The sequence below is a fragment of the Streptococcus sanguinis genome (assembly GCF_050220005.1).
Classification (GTDB): Bacteria; Bacillota; Bacilli; order Lactobacillales; family Streptococcaceae; genus Streptococcus; species Streptococcus sanguinis_Z.
Window position 1 is genome coordinate 945,380 of sequence record NZ_CP071413.1, and the last position, 17,667, is coordinate 963,046.

At 43.9% G+C, this 17,667-nt stretch carries 19 protein-coding genes; all 19 read left to right on the forward strand.

Translation table 11 applies throughout. From position 1 onward, the window contains the following. The first annotated feature begins 16 nt into the window (after positions 1–16). The 19 genes from J1C86_RS04590 (at position 17) to pstB (ending at position 17,628) form a co-directional block, all read left to right on the forward strand. Positions 17–433 (forward strand): GNAT family N-acetyltransferase, encoded by a 417-nt coding sequence (locus tag J1C86_RS04590; protein WP_125406956.1) that lies wholly within the window; start codon positions 17–19, stop codon positions 431–433. Positions 434–606: 173 nt separating this feature from the next. After that, positions 607–1,218 carry a TetR/AcrR family transcriptional regulator gene (locus J1C86_RS04595; RefSeq protein ID WP_125406953.1) on the forward strand — a complete coding sequence of 204 codons (612 nt, stop codon included), beginning with the start codon at positions 607–609 and terminating at the stop codon, positions 1,216–1,218. An 18-nt stretch (positions 1,219–1,236) separates the two neighbouring features. After that, positions 1,237–3,015 (forward strand): ABC transporter ATP-binding protein, encoded by a 1,779-nt coding sequence (locus tag J1C86_RS04600; RefSeq protein WP_125406950.1) that lies wholly within the window; start codon positions 1,237–1,239, stop codon positions 3,013–3,015. Then, positions 3,008–4,753, forward strand: coding sequence for an ABC transporter ATP-binding protein (locus tag J1C86_RS04605; protein WP_125406947.1), 1,746 nt, complete (start codon positions 3,008–3,010; stop codon positions 4,751–4,753). The genes J1C86_RS04600 and J1C86_RS04605 overlap by 8 nt, the downstream gene beginning before the upstream one ends. 98 nt (positions 4,754–4,851) lie before the next feature. Beyond that, the gene (locus J1C86_RS04610) at positions 4,852–5,826 is read left to right on the forward strand and encodes a hypothetical protein (protein WP_125406945.1); all 975 of its coding nucleotides are present in this window, start codon (positions 4,852–4,854) and stop codon (positions 5,824–5,826) included. A 199-nt stretch (positions 5,827–6,025) separates the two neighbouring features. After that, on the forward strand, positions 6,026–7,294 hold the full coding sequence (locus tag J1C86_RS04615) for a DUF2130 domain-containing protein (RefSeq protein ID WP_125406942.1): 1,269 nt from the start codon (positions 6,026–6,028) through the stop codon (positions 7,292–7,294). Positions 7,295–7,299: 5 nt separating this feature from the next. Continuing rightward, complete coding sequence (locus J1C86_RS04620) at positions 7,300–7,686, forward strand: hypothetical protein (protein WP_125406940.1); 387 nt, start codon at positions 7,300–7,302, stop codon at positions 7,684–7,686. Then, positions 7,683–8,144, forward strand: a complete 462-nt coding sequence (locus tag J1C86_RS04625) for a GNAT family N-acetyltransferase (RefSeq protein WP_125406937.1) — start codon at positions 7,683–7,685, stop codon at positions 8,142–8,144. The genes J1C86_RS04620 and J1C86_RS04625 overlap by 4 nt, the downstream gene beginning before the upstream one ends. Next, positions 8,125–8,922, forward strand: coding sequence for a hypothetical protein (locus J1C86_RS04630; RefSeq protein ID WP_125409170.1), 798 nt, complete (start codon positions 8,125–8,127; stop codon positions 8,920–8,922). The genes J1C86_RS04625 and J1C86_RS04630 overlap by 20 nt, the downstream gene beginning before the upstream one ends. Positions 8,923–9,099: 177 nt before the next feature. Continuing rightward, positions 9,100–9,978 (forward strand): tRNA pseudouridine(55) synthase TruB, encoded by an 879-nt coding sequence (gene truB, locus J1C86_RS04635; protein WP_125406931.1) that lies wholly within the window; start codon positions 9,100–9,102, stop codon positions 9,976–9,978. 247 nt (positions 9,979–10,225) lie between these two features. Beyond that, positions 10,226–11,155: a bifunctional riboflavin kinase/FAD synthetase gene (locus J1C86_RS04640; RefSeq protein ID WP_312022608.1), complete on the forward strand. Its 930-nt coding sequence runs from the start codon at positions 10,226–10,228 to the stop codon at positions 11,153–11,155. Between the two features lie 111 nt (positions 11,156–11,266). Next, positions 11,267–11,668, forward strand: coding sequence for a Spx/MgsR family RNA polymerase-binding regulatory protein (locus J1C86_RS04645; RefSeq protein WP_002906786.1), 402 nt, complete (start codon positions 11,267–11,269; stop codon positions 11,666–11,668). A gap of 2 nt (positions 11,669–11,670) precedes the next feature. Further along, positions 11,671–11,949, forward strand: a complete 279-nt coding sequence (locus J1C86_RS04650) for a UPF0223 family protein (RefSeq protein ID WP_125406926.1) — start codon at positions 11,671–11,673, stop codon at positions 11,947–11,949. Beyond that, on the forward strand, positions 11,939–12,709 hold the full coding sequence (locus tag J1C86_RS04655) for an inositol monophosphatase family protein (protein WP_185755772.1): 771 nt from the start codon (positions 11,939–11,941) through the stop codon (positions 12,707–12,709). The genes J1C86_RS04650 and J1C86_RS04655 overlap by 11 nt, the downstream gene beginning before the upstream one ends. Further along, positions 12,710–14,014, forward strand: a complete 1,305-nt coding sequence (locus J1C86_RS04660) for an RsmF rRNA methyltransferase first C-terminal domain-containing protein (RefSeq protein ID WP_125406919.1) — start codon at positions 12,710–12,712, stop codon at positions 14,012–14,014. Positions 14,015–14,144: 130 nt separating this feature from the next. After that, positions 14,145–15,026 (forward strand): phosphate ABC transporter substrate-binding protein PstS family protein, encoded by an 882-nt coding sequence (locus J1C86_RS04665; protein WP_002900576.1) that lies wholly within the window; start codon positions 14,145–14,147, stop codon positions 15,024–15,026. Beyond that, positions 15,023–15,940 carry a phosphate ABC transporter permease subunit PstC gene (gene pstC / locus J1C86_RS04670; RefSeq protein WP_002895771.1) on the forward strand — a complete coding sequence of 306 codons (918 nt, stop codon included), beginning with the start codon at positions 15,023–15,025 and terminating at the stop codon, positions 15,938–15,940. Before J1C86_RS04665 ends, pstC begins: the two co-directional genes overlap by 4 nt. After that, on the forward strand, positions 15,930–16,814 hold the full coding sequence (gene pstA, locus J1C86_RS04675; protein WP_002895770.1) for a phosphate ABC transporter permease PstA: 885 nt from the start codon (positions 15,930–15,932) through the stop codon (positions 16,812–16,814). Before pstC ends, pstA begins: the two co-directional genes overlap by 11 nt. A 10-nt stretch (positions 16,815–16,824) precedes the next feature. Then, a complete protein-coding gene (pstB, locus tag J1C86_RS04680; RefSeq protein ID WP_125406916.1) occupies positions 16,825–17,628 on the forward strand; it encodes a phosphate ABC transporter ATP-binding protein PstB in 804 nt (267 codons plus the stop codon). The last annotated feature ends 39 nt before the right edge of the window (positions 17,629–17,667 follow it).

The following is a 17,667-nucleotide window of genomic DNA, read 5'->3' on the forward strand; positions in this document are numbered from 1 at the left end:
AAACAAGGAGATAGCCATGATTCATTATAAAATAAATCCTCAGCTAGATTTTGCGGCAGTGCTAGACCTCTACGCTTCGGTTGGTTGGAGCAATTACACTAATCGTCCTCAGCAGTTAGAGCAGGCCTTCCATCAGTCCTTGTTTGTGATGGCGGCCTATGACGAAGACAAGTTGGTTGGTTTGATCCGAGTGGTCGGAGATGGGCTTACCATTGTCTTTATTCAGGATTTGCTGGTGTATCCACTCTACCAGCGTCAGGGGATTGGTCGGAGCCTTCTTCAGCAGACGTTGGAAAGTTTTAAGGATGTTTACCAAATCCAGTTGGCAACGGAGCAGTCAGATAAAAATCTAGCTTTTTATCGAGAGCTCGGCTTTCGCCGACAGGAAGATTTCGACTGTACTGGCATGATTTATGCACCCAATAAAAAGTAAAATTCTATAGGAGTTTGTTAATAAGCTCCTTTTGTCATGTTTACAAGAAAAAAAGGAATAGAACTAGACCGATGAAAATATTTCTCGGTCTCTTTTGTTTTTCCTTGACAGTTAAATTATCAGAATTTATAATAAAGGAAGAAAGGTGATAACAGTGTTATCAAATTGAAAGCATGAAAAAAGAAACAGATGAGTTAAACGAAAAAATCTTGGAAAGCGCGAGGAGTGAGTTTTTGGCTTATGGCTATCAGGATGCTTCACTGCGGAGAATTTGTCGCGCTGCTGGCTTGACGACTGGGGCTCTTTATAAGCGCTATGAGGGTAAGAACAGTCTCTTTGCTGCCCTGCTTGAGCCTACTCTGACAGCCTTAGACCAGTATGGACAAGAGCAGAAGCGACGTGACTATGCTTTCCTAGAAGAGGGACACCTGTCTGACATGTGGGCCCATCGCTTAGAGGATCTCCAGTCCCTGATGCGGATTCTCTATGAGCATAAGGATATTATGCAGCTCTTGCTCTTTAAATCTCATGGTTCTTCGCAAGCGGACTTCAGGATGCGTCTGCCTCATTTGGCTGCAGATGAGACTTATCGCTATTTGGAGCTGGCATACAAAGAGGGTAAGATCAATCATTTGGTCAAACACGAGTTTCTGCGATCGTGCATGACAGCTTATTACACTGCTGTATTTGAGCCCTTGGCTCAAGACTGGCCCCAAGAGCAGGCGCTGGAATTTTGCCATTCCATCATGGACTTGTTTGACTGGGGAGGTTTGCTAGGTTTTTGATAGAAAGAAGGAAATTCTATGAAGAAAAAATCTGTCCTTGCTTGGATCTGGGACTTTGTTTCCCTTCATAAGATATATTTTGAGATATATTTTGTGCTCAGTCTGATCTTTGCCTTTGCCTCTGTGATTTCAGGATTTCTGCCTTATTTCTTTATTGGTGGAATGATTAATCAGCTCTTGGCTGGCAATAAAAACTGGGATTTTTACCTGCAGCAGTCAGCGTGGGCAGGTCTGGCCTGGATTGGCTACTGGGGATTTCACGGTATTTCCACCATGCTGTCGCATACGGCTACTTTTAAGATTCTAGCGGAAATGCGGCGTCGCCTGACAGACAAGCTAGCTAGGCTGCCTCTAGGCACAGTGCTTAGTCAGTCATCAGGGAGTTATAAAAACATTATCGTTGAGCGGGTAGATGCGACCGAAACGACCTTGGCTCACCTGATTCCAGAGTTTACCGCTGGGATTTTTGGTCCGATTATTGTTCTCATTGCTATGCTGGTTATTGATTGGCGGCTAACCTTGCTGTCTCTCCTGACTATTCCCATCGTGGCGCTGGCCTATATGCGGATGGTTGCCAATAGCGAAGCAGACTATCAAAATACTCTGCTCAAGACCAAAAAGCTCAATGATACAGCGGTGGAATACATCAATGGGATTGAGGTTATCAAGGTTTTTGGCAAGGAAAAATTTTCTTACGATAAGTTTGTCACGGCTGCTAGAGAAGGAGCAGACTGCTTTATTGAGTGGATGCGCAAATTCAATCTGGAGATGGGCATTGTGACTGCTTTTCTGCCATCAGGCTTGCTTTTTCTGCTGCCGGCTGGCTGTTATTTTTATCTGCAAGGTAGTTTGACTGCTGGCAATTTTATTCTGATGATTATTCTTTCGCTCAGTCTTCTGACTCCTCTGATTTTAGTGGCTAGTTACATGGACGATTTACGGAAAATCGGGACTATTTTTGGCCAAGTCATTGATATTTTGGAAAGGCCTGATTTGAAAAGGCCTCAGGAGCTGCGAGAACTTCCAAAAGGAAGGGATCTGGTCATGACGGATGTCAGCTTTGGCTATACAGATGAAGAGGAAGTACTGCACTGTATTTCGCTAGATATTAAGGCTGGCAGTATCAACGCTTTAGTTGGGCCATCAGGCTCGGGTAAATCTACAATTGCCAAGCTTCTAGCTTCTTTCTGGGATGTCACTTCTGGTCAGATTACCTATGGTGGCTTGGACATTTGTCAGCTTCCGCTAGACTATTACAGTCAGCAGATTGCTTGCGTGACCCAGGATAACTATCTCTTTGATGAGACTATTATGGAAAATATCCGGATGGGAAATCCAGCAGCTTCTGATGAAGAGGTCATCGAAATTGCCCGTCGCTGTGGCTGTTATGACTTTATCATGAACTTAGAAAACGGCTTTGAGACGCAGGTCGGATCTGGCGGCGGGCATCTATCTGGTGGTGAGCGCCAGCGGATTGCCATCGCCCGTGCCATGCTTAAGGATGCGCCGATTCTTATCTTGGATGAAGCGACTGCTTATACAGATCCGGAAAATGAAGCGCGGATTCAGTCCAGTCTAGCTCGTCTGATTGAGGGACGGACCTTGATTGTCATTGCCCACAGGCTGTCTACGATTATGAGTGCAGACCAGATAGTCTTGGTCAATGACGGTCGGATTGAAGCTAGAGGCCGGCATGAAGAGTTGCTGACAGCAAGTCCGCTTTATGCTTCCATGTGGCAAGCCCATATAGCTACTAGGGATAGTGATGAGATGGAAGGAGGGCTGACTCATGCTTAATATACTGAAGAAATTCTTTGATTTCTGTACGCCAGAGGACCGTAGGAAATTTTATCAATCCATTTATCTGGGCATCATCAAGTCCTTTATCATCGCTCTGCGTATTCCAGCAATCGGCCTAGTCGTTATGGGACTGATTGAGAAGAATCTCTCTATGCAGACCTTCTGGCTGGCTCTGGGCATCATGCTGGTATCCACTGTGCTAAACGTCTGGATTACCCTGAAAATCACCATGCTTCAGACGGAAGCGGGCTATCATACCTGTGCTCAGAAGCGGATTGAAATTGCTGAGCACATGCGCTATCTGCCTATGGGTTACTTTAATCAAAATAGCTTGGGCAAGATTACCAGTGTTACGACCAATACGCTGGAAGGGTTGTCTGATGTAGCTACGCGAGTGGTTATGATGACAGTTCAGGGATTTCTGACGACTGGTCTCATCACTATTTTGGTTTTTCTCTATGATTGGCGGGTTGGTCTGGTTCTCTTGGTGGGTCTCGTCCTCTTTCTCCTGCCCAATACCCTCATGCGTTGGCAAGTTGGCAAGATTTCTGATGACAAGTATCAGGCGGATATGGACCTAGTAGCCGTTGTTTTGGAGTACAGCCAAGGGATTGCTGAAGTTAAGAACTACAATCTGGTCAACCGTTCTGCCAAGAAGCTGTCCAAGGCTATTGAAGGCAAGAGTCAGCTAGATACCAAAATGACACTTGTGACCTCACCTTACATTGCCCTCCAGGGCATGGTGACCAAGCTGACCGGTCTCTTTATGGGGCTTTTCTCTATCTACTTTTATCTCAATGGCAGTATGGAGCTGCTGGTAACCATTATGATGATTGTCAGTGGTTTTATGATTTATGAAAATCTAGACGGCGTTGGCTCTTTCTCTTCTCTCCTGCGCATTGTTGATCTGTCGGTTGATATGGTCAATCAAGTCTTAGCTATCCAGCCGATGGACATCAGTGGTCAGGATATTGAACCAAAAAGCAGCCGGATTGAGCTGAGAGACGTTAGCTTCTCTTATGGAAATAAGAAAATTATTGACCGGGTTTCCCTCACCATTCCCGAAAAAACAACAACTGCTCTGGTCGGACCTTCTGGCTCTGGCAAAACAACTCTCTGCAACCTCATCGCCCGCTTCTGGGATGTGGACCAAGGAAGTATCAGTTTGGACGGGCATGATGTCAGGGATTACAGCTATGACAGTCTGATTCGTAATTTCAGCTTTGTCTTCCAAAGCGTCTATCTCTTTGAGGATACCATTGCCAATAACATTCGTTTTGGCAAGCCGGAGGCCAGTCAGGAAGAAGTGATAGAAGCTGCCAAGAAAGCTGCCTGTCATGACTTTATCCTCTCACTGCCTGATGGCTATGATACCAAGATCGGTGAAGGAGGTGCCAGTCTTTCTGGAGGTGAGCGCCAGCGTATTTCCATTGCACGGGCTATTATCAAGGATGCGCCTATTATCATTCTGGATGAAGCAACAGCCAATGTTGATCCAGAAAACGAAGAAGCTCTCATGCAGGCTATTCAGGCTCTGACTAGCGATAAGACCATTATCATGATTGCCCACCGACTCAAGACAGTTGAGCATGCAGATCAGATTTTGGTGCTGGATCAAGGCCGCATTGCCGAACAAGGCAAACACCAAGACTTACTAGCTAAACAAGGCATTTACAGTAAATTTATCCAAGAAAGAAAAACAGCCGCCAGCTGGCGGATTGAGATGGGGGAGTGATAACCTGAAACAGCAAGTCACTTGGCTTGCTGTTTTTCATCTGAGAAAAGAATGGTATAATAAAACTATCTTTGCTAATCAAAATAAGAGGGGGACCTATGTTTAAATCGAAAAAGTGGATTTTTATTCTTTTCATTGTTATTGCCCTTCCGATTCTTATTATAAATCTACCATTTTTGACTAAGCCTCAATATAGTAACGATGGTAAGTTTATTCTTGAACATCAAGATTCTATTAAAAAAGAGATAATTGAAAACTTGGATTTCGAAAAGAAACACATAAAATCTGTGACACTTTTGCCAGGTTCTGCTAGCGGAGAGTATGACAATGGCGGTGACGTGAGTGGGAATTATCATATCTATTTTTCAGCCTATGTCAATGATAATAAAGAACAATCATTAAGAGCTGAATTATCTTTTCCAGATGCTGGCATTGCACCCTTTACTTTTATCCATCCTAACCCTTATAAAGACAAAAGTCAGGATATGAGTACCTGGTATATGGGCGAGATTGAAATATCGGAAGACTCTTCTTGGGATTGGAAGCGAGAGCAGGATGAGGCAAAGGAAGCCTTGTATAATTTTTTGAATGCTCTTGCTGACTCAGGAGAGAATATCGTGTATCGAGTTCAAAAAGAAAGGGCGACCCGTTTCTTTAATGAATGGCTGCAAGTACATCAGGAAAATTTCAAATCAGCGATTCAGTCAGAACTATATAGGGAACTTCCAGAACTCGAACAATCATTGGGAAAGATTCAAAGTATTCGTCTGAGTGAACATCAGTCCTATTTTCCATCTTCTTCAAGAGAACTTAGTTTCGATATATCCTTTGAAAAATATCCTGAAGAAGTTGCAACCATAAAAGGAGTGGTTCGTTCTCAGAGTGAACAATCTATCTTCCAAGATTCTTCAGCGTCTGCATCTATAAGTTTTGACAATGGACGTTTTGTCATTGATTCTGAGAATGATTCAAAGCTATATTCCATTTTTAGTAAGAGTAGACTAGGAAGCAGCGCAGGGGACATATCTTATTACCTCCCAGAGGATCATGGACATAGCATTTTAATTCCGTGAAAATCGAGCAAGCCATTGGCTTGCTGTTTTTCATTTATTGGCAGGAATGGTATAATAGTTGATAGTCGTGAGAAGTAGATTAGTGAATTTGGGAGAATGATGAAAAAGAGAGTTACAAATAATAAATGATAGCGATATAATCTATCAACTTGGAAAAGAAAAGGAATAAAGATTTTAATTTTAGATTAAGAGGTAACCCATGAACGAAATCAAATGCCCCAACTGCGGTGAGGTTTTTACTGTTAATGAGAGCCAGTACAGTGAGCTTTTGTCGCAGGTTCGGACTGCAGAGTTTGACAAGGAAATTCATGCTCGGATTGAGCAGGAACTGGCTTTAGCAGATCAAAAATCCCAGAATGCCCAACAAGCTCTGCTATCGCAGAAAGAGCAGGAAATTAACAATCTTCAAAGTCAAATTGCTCAGTTTGAGACCCAGCAGGAGTTGGCTAAGAAAGAGGCAGAGCAAGCAGCTAGTCTTCAATTGCAGGAGAAGGAAAAAGAAGTTCAGCAATTGGAAAGTCAGTTGACTACTCTGCGCTTGGAGCATGAAAATCAACTGCAAAAGACCTTATCTGCGCTGGAAAAAGAGCGAGACGAGGTTAAGAATCAGCTAGTTTTGCAAGAAAAGGAAGCAGCGCTGGCTCAGACCTCGCTTAAAGAGCGCTATGAGGTAGAGCTGCGGCAGAAAGATGAGACAATAGAGTTCTACAAGGATTTTAAAGCCAAGCAGTCCACTAAGATGATTGGTGAGAGTTTGGAACAGCACTGCGAGTACGAGTTTAACAAGAACCGTATGGGGATGTTCCCACGAGCGGAGTTTGGCAAGGACAATGATGCCAGAACCGGCAGCAAGGGTGACTACATTTACCGTGAGGTGGATGAAAATGGTGTAGAAATCCTCTCCATCATGTTTGAGATGAAAAATGAAGGTGATGAGACTGCGACCAAGAAGAAAAACGAGCATTTCTTCAAAGAGTTGGATAAGGATCGGCGGGAGAAAGGCTGTGAGTATGCTATTCTGGTGACACTTCTTGAAGCTGATAGCGAACTCTACAATTCAGGTATTGTCGATGTGTCCTATGCCTATGAGAAGATGTATGTTATCCGCCCTCAGTTCTTCTTGCCTATGATTACCCTTTTGCGCAATGCTGCGCTTAACTCACTCCAGTATAAGCAGGAACTGGCCTTGGTGCGGGAGCAGAATATTGATATTACGCATTTTGAGGAAGATTTGGATGCCTTTAAAGTAGCTTTCGCCAAGAACTATCAGTCTGCTTCGACCAACTTTGGCAAGGCCATCGAAGAGATTGATAAGGCCATCCGCCGGATGGAAGAAATCAAGAAGTTCCTGACAACCTCTGAAAACCAGCTGCGCTTGGCTAATAACAAACTGGACGATGTCTCTGTCAAAAAACTGACACGCAAAAATCCTACCATGAAAGCTAAGTTTGAAGCTTTGAAGGAATGAGAAAAATGGACTTAACAACCCGTTGGATACAATCAACCAAATTTGCTGAGATTGATCGAATTATAGAAAGACTGCCACAAGAAGGGAAGGAAACTTTTTATCAGCAATGGCAGGCTGCTTCTTCGGAATTACGTAAAGAAATTTGGATTGAACGTGGCAAACAAGTACTGTTAGCTAATGTAGTTTATTTTTTACTACTTTGCTATTTAGTCTTTTTTCAAGGGATGCCCTTATCTGTTAAAAATTTACCTTATCTTGGACTAGGTTTGTTAGTTTTTTCAGTGATTGGATTTATGGACGATGAAGAGGTGACTGACTTAGTTATTAAGAAAAGACGTCAGATAGCAGTAGCTATTTATAAACAGTATTTTGAAAGAAAAATAGAAAAATGATAGCTCAATTGACTGTTCAAGAATATGAGAAAGAAGACGCAGAAGTTCTGCCACCCCTGTATAAAGTATTGGGCTATTCAGCAGAAAAAGATGAATTGCAAAGCAGACTCAGGGATATTCTTGTTAATCCAGCTTACGGTTTTTTAGTTGCTGAGAAAGAATCTCAGATTCTTGGCTTTATCGGCTATGCTAAACTTTACTTTTTCGAGGCTACAGGTTTCTACTATCGAAATTTAGCTCTGGCAGTCAGTCGAAATGCCAGGCGGCAAGGAATTGCGACAGCTCTGATGGACAAGGCCAAGAAGATAGCTAGTCAAGACGGCGCCAAAGCTTTAGCCTTAAACAACGTCGTTACTGATGAAAGGTTGGCTGCGCATGCTTTTTACCAAAACCAAGGCTTTCGCAAGACTAGCTTAGCTAATGTAGAGGAGGATGAGCATGGGAAAGAAAAAAGCTAAGACTAGACCAGAAATACCGAAGGAGCCCGACCTCAGCCCTGCTATGCAAGCCCTTTTAGAAGAGGCCTACACCCTGTTTAATTGCGATTTACACTTTCCTCTGACCCTTTGTACCTGCCCCGTCTGCATCTCCGAGGAGAATCTCAGAGCTTTGCAAACCATTCCTGTCAGGGAACTGAGTGAGGTGTTAATCTATGAATACCTCAACGCGGTGGTTAATAAGAGTGATGACGACTACCAAATCAGGCATTTTCTTCCTCGGATTTTAGAGATGATTGCTCACTACATTGAAATCAGAGTCGATGATTCTCTTAATCTGGATCTGTGTCACTTTGAAAGTGACAGTTGGAAGCCACAGGAGTTAGATTTTATGCGGCGCTTCTCACGTCAGTTTATCCTTGATACAATTAACTTTAGCCCCAGTCAAGCTGATGGTGTGGCGGTCTATCTGGTTATGTTTGATCTGGCTGGCCTTGAAACCAGCCATCTGCTAGATAGGAGTCTTTGGCTGGAGGAAGCTGATCCCATCAAGGCACTACTTGCTCTGGAGGAGATTTACTACTATTACACCAAGGATTATGCCCACTTTGACTATATTTTTTCGGACAATCCTGCCTTTAACCAGCAGATGACAGATTGGCTGAACAGTCGGGAACTTGCTCAAGGTTTTTTTCCAATATTGGAAAATGTTCTCCTATCGGAGGAAGAAATGGTGACTACTGAGGACTACCGCCTTGAACAGCTTTATCAGATTTTTGAAAGTCGGATAGAAGTGTGACGGTTTCGTTAAGTTTTTGAAGTCAATCATTAACATCCATATAAACTGATGAAATTTTTGGAGAAAATCAAGAACAAAAAGTGACTGTTAATTCAGACTCAGACCTGTCAAGAATATGATGCAAGAGCAGACAAGGATTTCCAAAAGAGAGTTTTAATATTTTTAGAAAGTTAATTAATGAACGGAATTATCAACCTAAGAAAAGAAGCGGGCATGACCTCGCACGATGCGGTATTTAAGCTGCGCAAAATTTTAAAAACCAAGAAAATCGGTCATGGGGGAACCTTGGATCCAGATGTGGTCGGGGTGCTTCCGATTGCTGTGGGCAAGTCGACACGTTTGGTCGAGTTTATGCAGGAGGAAGGCAAGGTCTATGAAGGGGAGATTACCCTGGGCTGCTCAACAACGACAGAGGATGCCAGTGGAGACCTCCTAGAGCGGACACCGGTGACAGAGCTTTTAGAAGAAGCTCTCATTGATGAAGCGATGGAGTCCATGACTGGTGAGATTCGCCAGATTCCGCCCATGTACTCTGCAGTCAAGGTCAATGGGCGCAAGCTTTATGAGTATGCAAGAGCGGGTCAAGAAGTGGAGAGGCCAGAGCGGCAGGTGACTATTTATAGCTTTGAACGCACCAGTCCGATTTCCTATGAAGATGAGCAAGCCCGCTTTCGTTTTCGAGTCAAGTGCAGCAAGGGGACCTATGTCCGAACCCTGTCTGTTGATTTGGGAGCTAAGCTTGGCTTTGCCAGTCACATGTCCCAGCTGACACGGACTTCCTCAGCAGGTATGAGTTTAGATGATGCCTTGACTCTGGATGAAATAGCAGAGCGAGTAGCAGTAGATGATTTTTCCTTCCTCCAACCACTCGAGTTAGGAATCGGAGATCTACTGAAAGTTGAGCTCTCAGACGAGCAGGTTGAGGATGTGAGGAACGGCCGTTTTATCAGCTTGATGTCAGAAGAAGCGGAGCTAGCTGGCTTTTATAAGGAGAAGTTAGTAGCCATTTTGGAAAAGCGGGAAGCAGCCTACAAGCCCCGCAAGGTCTTCCTTTAATATCCGCAGTAGAATTGTCAAAAGATTGTTACTCTTTTGTAATATGAAATGTGCGCTTGCATGTTATAATAATTTCATTAAACCTCACAAAAGGACAGCAACTGCACAACTGCTGTCCTTTTGTTTTGCTTTTTTTCGATTTTGACAAACGCGCTGACTAGAGCAGTCAAATCTTTTTGAATATTTTGCAGTTTAGCACGGAACGGATATTGTAAAAATAGCAAATGCGTAGTAAAATAGAGGAATGATGATAACCAAGAGAATTATAGATGAAAAAGGGATTGATCATACAGAAGATACGGTCCTTGTTCTAGGCTATTTCGATGGACTGCATAAGGGGCATCAGGCACTCTTTGAGAAAGCGAGAGAGATTGCAACGGAGCAAGGTCTCAAGATTGCAGTACTAACCTTCCCAGAGTCTCCTAAGCTGGCCTTTGTCCGCTATCAGCCTGAACTCATGCTGCATCTGGCTAGTCCTGAAGACCGGATGGCGCAGCTGGAAAGTTTAGGTGTTGACTATCTTTACCTGATTGATTTTACTAGCCATTTTGCGGGCAATACAGCTCGGGACTTTTTTGAGAAGTATGTATCTCGTCTGCGTGCCAAAGCCGTGGTAGCTGGCTTTGACTATCATTTTGGCTCAGACCGCAAAGAGTCACATGAGCTGAGAGATTATTTTAACGGTAAGATTGTTATCGTTCCTTCGGTTAATCTGGATAATCGGAAGATTTCTTCCACACGGATTCGGGAGACGATTGCTGTCGGTGATATGCTGAAAACCCAAGAGCTGCTGGGCTATCCTCTGTCTACTCGCGGTATTGTGGTTCATGGAAATGCCAGAGGACGGACGATTGGTTATCCAACAGCCAATCTAGCTCCCTTGGATCGAGTCCTGCTTCCAGGAGATGGCGTTTATGTCGCGGATGTTGAGCACAATGGTCAGCGCTATCGTGGTATGGCTAGTGTTGGGAAAAATGTAACTTTTGACGGTGATGAACTCCGTTTTGAGGTCAATATCTTTGATTTTTCTCAGGATATCTATGGCGATACCATTCGGATTTACTGGCTGGATAAGATTCGCGAGATGGTTAAGTTTGATGGTATTGACAGCTTGATTGCTCAGCTGCAGAGTGATGAACGGATCGCTAGAAGTTGGACTCGTTATCGAAATAGTTGAAAAATTTATATTTTCATGACATTCGGCAGTAATTTTCAAAAAAATATAGTCAAGCCAAATAAAATTTAGTATAATAGAGGTAGTTATTATACAGAATTAGAAGAGAAACGCATGATTACATTATTTTTATCGCCGAGTTGTACTTCTTGCCGTAAGGCACGTGCTTGGCTGCTAAATCATGAAGTGCCCTTTCAGGAACATAATATCATGACGAGCCCTCTGTCAGCTCCCGAATTGCAACATATTCTTTCTCTGACAGAGAACGGTACAGACGACATTATTTCAACTCGCTCAAAAATTTTTCAGAAATTAGATTTGGATGTGGAGGATTTGTCCATTTCAACCTTGATTCAGTTGATTGAGGAAAATCCCAGTCTTTTGCGACGCCCAATTATTTTAGACGGCAAACGGATGCAAATCGGCTTTAACGAGGATGAAATTCGTGCTTTCCTGCCTCGTAGTTATCGTAAGGAAGAGTTAAGATCTGCGACCATGCGGGCAGATATTCAGTAAAGATGAACAAAAATTATAGTTACCCACTAGATTTATCGTGGAGCACTGAAGAGCTTGCTTCGGTGCTCTCTTTTTTTAATGATGTAGAAGCAGCTTATGAACAGAAAGTCCGAGCGGAAAAGCTCTTGAAGTCCTATGCGGCTTTCAAGCAAGTTGTTCCGAGCAAGGGTCAAGAGAAGCGAATCGGACGAGAGTTCGAAAACGTCAGCGGTTATTCGCTTTATCGTGCTGTTCAAGAGGCAAAAAGTAAAGGTAAAGGAAGCATTTCTCTTGGAAAATAAATTTCATTTTGCTAAAGAAATCATCTACCAAGCTGGTGCTTTTTTGAGGGAACATCTCTATGATGATTTGGATGTGAGTCAAAAGACCAGTGCCACTGACTTGGTCACCCAGATGGACCGGAAGGTTCAGGATGATTTGGTGGCTAAGATTCTAGCCCGCTATCCACAAGATGCTATTTTAGCGGAGGAAAATGGACTCCGACATAATATTGCTGATGGCAATGTCTGGGTGATTGATCCAATCGACGGGACTACCAACTTTATCACTCAGAAGGCTGATTTTGCCGTTATGATTGCCTATTTTGAAGAGGGTATTGGTTGTTTTGGGCTGATCTATGATGTGACCAGAGACCTGCTCTATCATGGTGGCGGAGACTTTGATGTCTATTGTAACGACTGGAAACTTCCTGCTTTTGAGGACCGGCCTTTTCAAGATTTTCTCATGGCTTCCAATGCCGGTATGCTGCAAGCCAATGATTGGGGGTTGGCAGACTTGGCTCGAGAGTGTTTAGGGGTTCGTGTTTATGGCAGTGCTGGGATTAGCTTTAGCAAGGTGCTGTCTGGCGGTCTCCTAGCTTATTTCTCCTACAACTGGCCTTGGGATTATGCGGCGGCTTCGATTATGGCGAAGAAACTAGGCTTTATCGTCCAGACCTTGGATGGCAGTCGGCTAAATTTCCAGACTCGGCAGCCTGTCATGATGGCGCCTAAGTGCAAACTATCGGCTCTGAAGCCTTATTTAAAAAAGGGGAAGCAGTAGATGGACTTTCCTAAAGGTTTTAAAGAAAAATATGAGCAGATTTTAGGCGCAGAAGCGGCGGACTTTTTTGCGACTTTTGACGAGGAGTCGATTTCGGCCTTTCGCAGCAATCCTCTGAAAGAAGGCCAGCAGAATTTCTCAGATGCCATTCCTCAGACAGACTGGGGCTTTTATGGCAAGGTGTCTGGCAAGTCTGCTGAGCATGTGACTGGTCTGGTTTATTCGCAGGAGCCAGCAGCTCAGATGGTGGCTCAGATAGCAGCGCCATCTAAGAGAATGAAGGTCCTGGATCTAGCTGCTGCACCAGGTGGCAAGTCAACTCATCTTTTATCTTTTTTAGATAATACGGGCCTGCTGGTCTCCAATGAAATCAACAGTAAACGCTCTAAAATCTTAGTGGAGAACATTGAGCGCTATGGTGCTAGAAATGTGCTTGTTACCAATGAATCAGCTGAGCGGTTGGCTCAGGTCTTTGAAGGTTATTTCGATTTGATTGTTTTAGATGCACCTTGCTCAGGCGAGGGCATGTTTCGTAAGCAGCCGGATGCTACCCAGTATTGGACTCTGGATTATCCAACCCAGTGCGCCCAGCTCCAGCGGGAGATTTTAACAGCTGCTATGAGCATGCTTGCCAAGGACGGTCGTCTGGTTTATTCGACCTGTACTTGGGCTCCTGAAGAAAACGAAGACGTCGTTGCTTGGTTACTGGAAGAATTTCCACTTGAACTGATTGATATTCCTAAGATAAACGGGATGACTGAAGGGATTGGCTTTCCTGAGACAGCTCGGATGTATCCGCATCGCTTCAAAGGTGAAGGTCAGTTTGCAGCTCACTTTCGCTTTACTGGTGAGAATTGTAGCAAGAAGATTAAATCAGGTAAGAATCGTTTGTCGAGCGAGCAAAGAAAGCTATGGCAGGACTTTGAGAGCAAGCATTTAAAAATAGTTTTGACTGGAGAGCTGCAGACCTTTGGGGACAATCTTTATTTGTTGCCTCCTGGCCTGCCAGACCTGTCCAAGCTAAAGATTGCCCGTAACGGTTTGCATCTAGGAACGTTTAAGAAGAATCGCTTTGAGCCTAGCTTTGCCCTAGGCTTGGCTATGAAGCCCAGCGAAGTTCTGAATCGAGTTGAAATCAGTAATCAGGACTTCAAGAAATATGCGGCTGGCGAGACGATTGAACTGGCAGAAGCGCAGCCAAACGGCTGGTACCAACTAGTCCTTGGCGGGAACGGCCTGGGCTTTGCAAAAGTCACTGGAAAAACCCTGAAAAATTATTTTCCAAAAGGCCTGAGATTTAGATAAAATATTAGGAAAAGCTGGTATTATATGATATAGTTGAAGATGTGAATGTATTGAAAAAAGCTTCTTTCTGCTAAGTAAGAAATACTAAAGATACTTCCCATCCTCTTGATTTTATTAAAGGAGAAATCTTTTGAACAAATTGAAAAAATTTGCTTTAGCGCTGACAGCTCTGGGCTTAGGACTCACCTTATCAGCTTGTTCATCATGGATTGACCGTGGTGAATCTATGACAGCAGTAGGGTCAACTGCTTTGCAGCCTTTAGTTGAAGCGGCAGCTGATGACTTTGGCTCTAACAACATCGGTAAAACAGTCAATGTACAAGGGGGGGGATCTGGTACAGGTCTATCTCAAGTGCAGTCAGGAGCTGTTGAAATCGGGAACTCGGATGTTTTCGCTGAAGAAAAGGAAGGGATCAAAGCGTCTGACTTGGTGGACCATAAGGTCGCTGTGGCCGGTATTGCTGTGATTGTCAATAAAGAAGTTGATGTGGATAATCTAACGTCCGAGCAGCTGCAGAAAATTTTCACTGGTGAAATCACCAACTGGAAAGAGCTGGGCGGTAAAGACTTGGAGATTTCAATTATCAATCGTGCGGCTAGCTCTGGGTCCCGTGCAACCTTTGACAGTGTCATCATGGATGGGAAATCAGCTGTGCAGAGTCAAGAGCAGGATTCCAACGGTATGGTAAAAAATATCGTTTCACAAACTCCTGGTGCGATTTCTTACCTGGCCTTTGCCTATGTTGACGAGTCTGTAAAAACCTTGAAACTCAATAACTATGAACCAACAGCAGAAAATGTTGCTACCAATAACTGGTCGCTCTGGTCTTATGAGCATATGTATACACTGGGCAAGCCGACTGGTCTTGCAGCTGAGTTTCTTGAATACATGCTGTCAGATGATGTTCAAAAAGGCGTTGTTACCAGCATGGGCTATATCTCAATCAACGATATGAAAGTCAGCAAGGACGCTGATGGGAATGTCACAGCAATAGAAGGAGATTCAAAATGAAAAATGAGGAATTAACCAAAAAGTTGTTATCGCCTTCTAAAAATTCTCGCTTGGAGAAGTTTGGCCGCTATCTGACTTTTGCCTGTCTGTCACTGATTGTGGTGATTGTGGCCATGATTCTAATCTTCGTTGCTCAGAAAGGTCTATCTACTTTCTTTGTCAACGGCGTTAATGTTTTTGATTTTCTTTTTGGTGGCGTCTGGAATCCTTCTGGTAAGGAATTCGGTGCCCTGCCAATGATTTTAGGATCTTTTATCGTTACCATTCTGTCAGCCCTGATAGCAACTCCCTTTGCGATTGGTGCAGCTGTCTTTATGACAGAGGTTTCTCCAAAAGGAGCAAAGATACTGCAACCTGCGATTGAGCTTTTAGTTGGTATTCCGTCTGTTGTTTATGGATTTATCGGTCTGCAAATCGTAGTACCTTTTGTCCGTACAGTCTTTGGCGGTACGGGTTTTGGGATTTTGTCTGGTATTTTTGTGCTCTTTGTCATGATTTTGCCAACAGTAACCTTTATGACGACGGACAGTCTGCGTGCTGTGCCACGTCACTACCGTGAAGCTAGTCTGGCTATGGGCGCTACGCGCTGGCAGACCATTTGGCGGGTAACACTCAAGGCTGCTCGCTCAGGTATTTTTACAGCTGTGGTCTTTGGAATGGCGCGTGCCTTTGGTGAAGCTCTAGCTATCCAGATGGTCGTGGGTAACTCTGCGGTGATTCCAACTTCTCTGACAACACCAGCAGCTACACTGACCTCTGTCCTGACTATGGGAATCGGAAATACCGTTATGGGAACAGTGGATAATAACGTTCTCTGGTCTCTGGCTCTGGTGCTCTTGATGATGAGCTTAGCCTTTAACAGTGTGATTAAACTAATTACAAAAGAAAGAGGTAAGAAAAACTATGCACGCTAAGAAATTAGATAAATTGGCGACTGGTGTTCTCTATACAATAGCGAGTATCATTGTTGCCATCCTTGCCTCTCTTATCCTCTATATATTAGTTAGAGGCTTGCCGCATGTTTCCTGGTCTTTCTTGACAGGGAAATCCTCTTCTTACCAAGCTGGCGGTGGTATTGGGATTCAGCTATATAATTCCTTCTTCCTGCTGGTGATTACTCTGATTATCTCTGTTCCTCTTTCTATGGGGGCTGGGGTTTACCTTTCAGAGTATGCTAAGAAAGGACCAGTGACCAACTTTGTCCGTACCTGTATTGAAATTCTGTCTTCCTTGCCTTCGGTAGTAGTTGGGCTCTTTGGTTATTTGATTTTTGTTGTTCAGTTTGAGTATGGTTTCTCAATCATTTCTGGTGCCTTGGCCCTGACTGTCTTTAATCTGCCTCAGATGACGCGGAACGTCGAAGACAGCCTGCGTCATGTCCATCATACCCAGCGTGAAGCTGGTTTGGCCCTGGGAATTTCTCGCTGGGAAACGGTCCTGCATGTGGTCATTCCAGAAGCTTTGCCTAGTATTGTGACAGGTATTGTACTGGCTTCTGGTCGTATCTTTGGTGAAGCGGCGGCCTTGATTTATACAGCAGGTCAGTCAGCTCCGGCTCTTGACTGGTCCAACTGGAATATTTTCAGCGTCACTAGTCCTATCTCTATCTTCCGTCAGGCTGAAACCTTGGCTGTCCATATCTGGAAGGTCAACAGTGAAGGAACTATTCCTGATGGCACAGCTGTTTCTGCTGGTTCAGCAGCAGTTCTCCTGATCTTCATTTTGATTTTCAATCTGGGAGCCCGCAAACTGGGCAGCTATCTGCATAAGAAATTAACCTCTGCTTAAAGGAGAAGAAATGACAGAATATAATTGGAATGAAAAACATATCATTACTTTTCCTGAAGAAAAGGTAGCCCTGTCGACCAAGGATTTGCATGTTTACTACGGTAAAAAGGAATCCATCAAGGGTATTGATATGCAGTTTGAAAAAAATAAAATCACTGCTTTGATTGGCCCGTCAGGCTCTGGTAAATCAACCTATCTTCGCAGCCTCAACCGCATGAACGATACCATTGATATTGCCAATGTGACTGGAGAGATCCTCTATGAGGGGATTGATGTCAACCGCTCTGAAATCAATGTTTATGAAATGCGTAAGCATATTGGCATGGTTTTCCAACGGCCAAATCCTTTTGCCAAGTCCATCTATCGAAATATTACCTTTGCTCATGAACGGGCTGGTGTCAGAGATAGAAAGGTTTTGGATGAGATTGTGGAGACCTCGCTTAAGCAAGCAGCTCTTTGGGATCAGGTCAAAGATGACTTGCACAAGTCTGCCCTGACTCTCTCTGGGGGTCAGCAGCAGCGGCTCTGTATTGCCCGTGCTATCTCAGTCAAACCAAACATTCTGCTCATGGATGAGCCAGCGTCAGCCTTGGATCCGATTGCGACAATGCAGCTGGAAGAAACCATGTTCGAACTTAAGAATAACTATACCATTATCATTGTGACCCACAATATGCAGCAGGCTGCCCGTGCTAGTGACTACACTGGATTCTTCTATCTGGGCGACTTGATTGAGTACGATAAGACGGCTAATATTTTCCAAAATGCCAAACTTCAGTCCACTAATGACTATGTTTCAGGCCACTTTGGTTAAGCAGCTATCCGTATTCATCACGATTCAACAAGCTTAGTC

Coding starts and splice junctions, on each gene's coding strand:
- pstA (WP_002895770.1), top strand. CDS start 15,930: ATGCACGCTAAGAAATTAGATAAATTGGCGACTGGTGTTCTCTATACA.
- J1C86_RS04595 (WP_125406953.1), top strand. CDS start 607: ATGAAAAAAGAAACAGATGAGTTAAACGAAAAAATCTTGGAAAGCGCG.
- J1C86_RS04610 (WP_125406945.1), top strand. CDS start 4,852: ATGTTTAAATCGAAAAAGTGGATTTTTATTCTTTTCATTGTTATTGCC.
- J1C86_RS04640 (WP_312022608.1), top strand. CDS start 10,226: ATGATAACCAAGAGAATTATAGATGAAAAAGGGATTGATCATACAGAA.
- J1C86_RS04630 (WP_125409170.1), top strand. CDS start 8,125: ATGGGAAAGAAAAAAGCTAAGACTAGACCAGAAATACCGAAGGAGCCC.
- J1C86_RS04620 (WP_125406940.1), top strand. CDS start 7,300: ATGGACTTAACAACCCGTTGGATACAATCAACCAAATTTGCTGAGATT.
- pstB (WP_125406916.1), top strand. CDS start 16,825: ATGACAGAATATAATTGGAATGAAAAACATATCATTACTTTTCCTGAA.
- J1C86_RS04650 (WP_125406926.1), top strand. CDS start 11,671: ATGAACAAAAATTATAGTTACCCACTAGATTTATCGTGGAGCACTGAA.
- J1C86_RS04660 (WP_125406919.1), top strand. CDS start 12,710: ATGGACTTTCCTAAAGGTTTTAAAGAAAAATATGAGCAGATTTTAGGC.
- J1C86_RS04600 (WP_125406950.1), top strand. CDS start 1,237: ATGAAGAAAAAATCTGTCCTTGCTTGGATCTGGGACTTTGTTTCCCTT.
- pstC (WP_002895771.1), top strand. CDS start 15,023: ATGAAAAATGAGGAATTAACCAAAAAGTTGTTATCGCCTTCTAAAAAT.
- J1C86_RS04590 (WP_125406956.1), top strand. CDS start 17: ATGATTCATTATAAAATAAATCCTCAGCTAGATTTTGCGGCAGTGCTA.
- truB (WP_125406931.1), top strand. CDS start 9,100: ATGAACGGAATTATCAACCTAAGAAAAGAAGCGGGCATGACCTCGCAC.
- J1C86_RS04605 (WP_125406947.1), top strand. CDS start 3,008: ATGCTTAATATACTGAAGAAATTCTTTGATTTCTGTACGCCAGAGGAC.
- J1C86_RS04645 (WP_002906786.1), top strand. CDS start 11,267: ATGATTACATTATTTTTATCGCCGAGTTGTACTTCTTGCCGTAAGGCA.
- J1C86_RS04615 (WP_125406942.1), top strand. CDS start 6,026: ATGAACGAAATCAAATGCCCCAACTGCGGTGAGGTTTTTACTGTTAAT.
- J1C86_RS04625 (WP_125406937.1), top strand. CDS start 7,683: ATGATAGCTCAATTGACTGTTCAAGAATATGAGAAAGAAGACGCAGAA.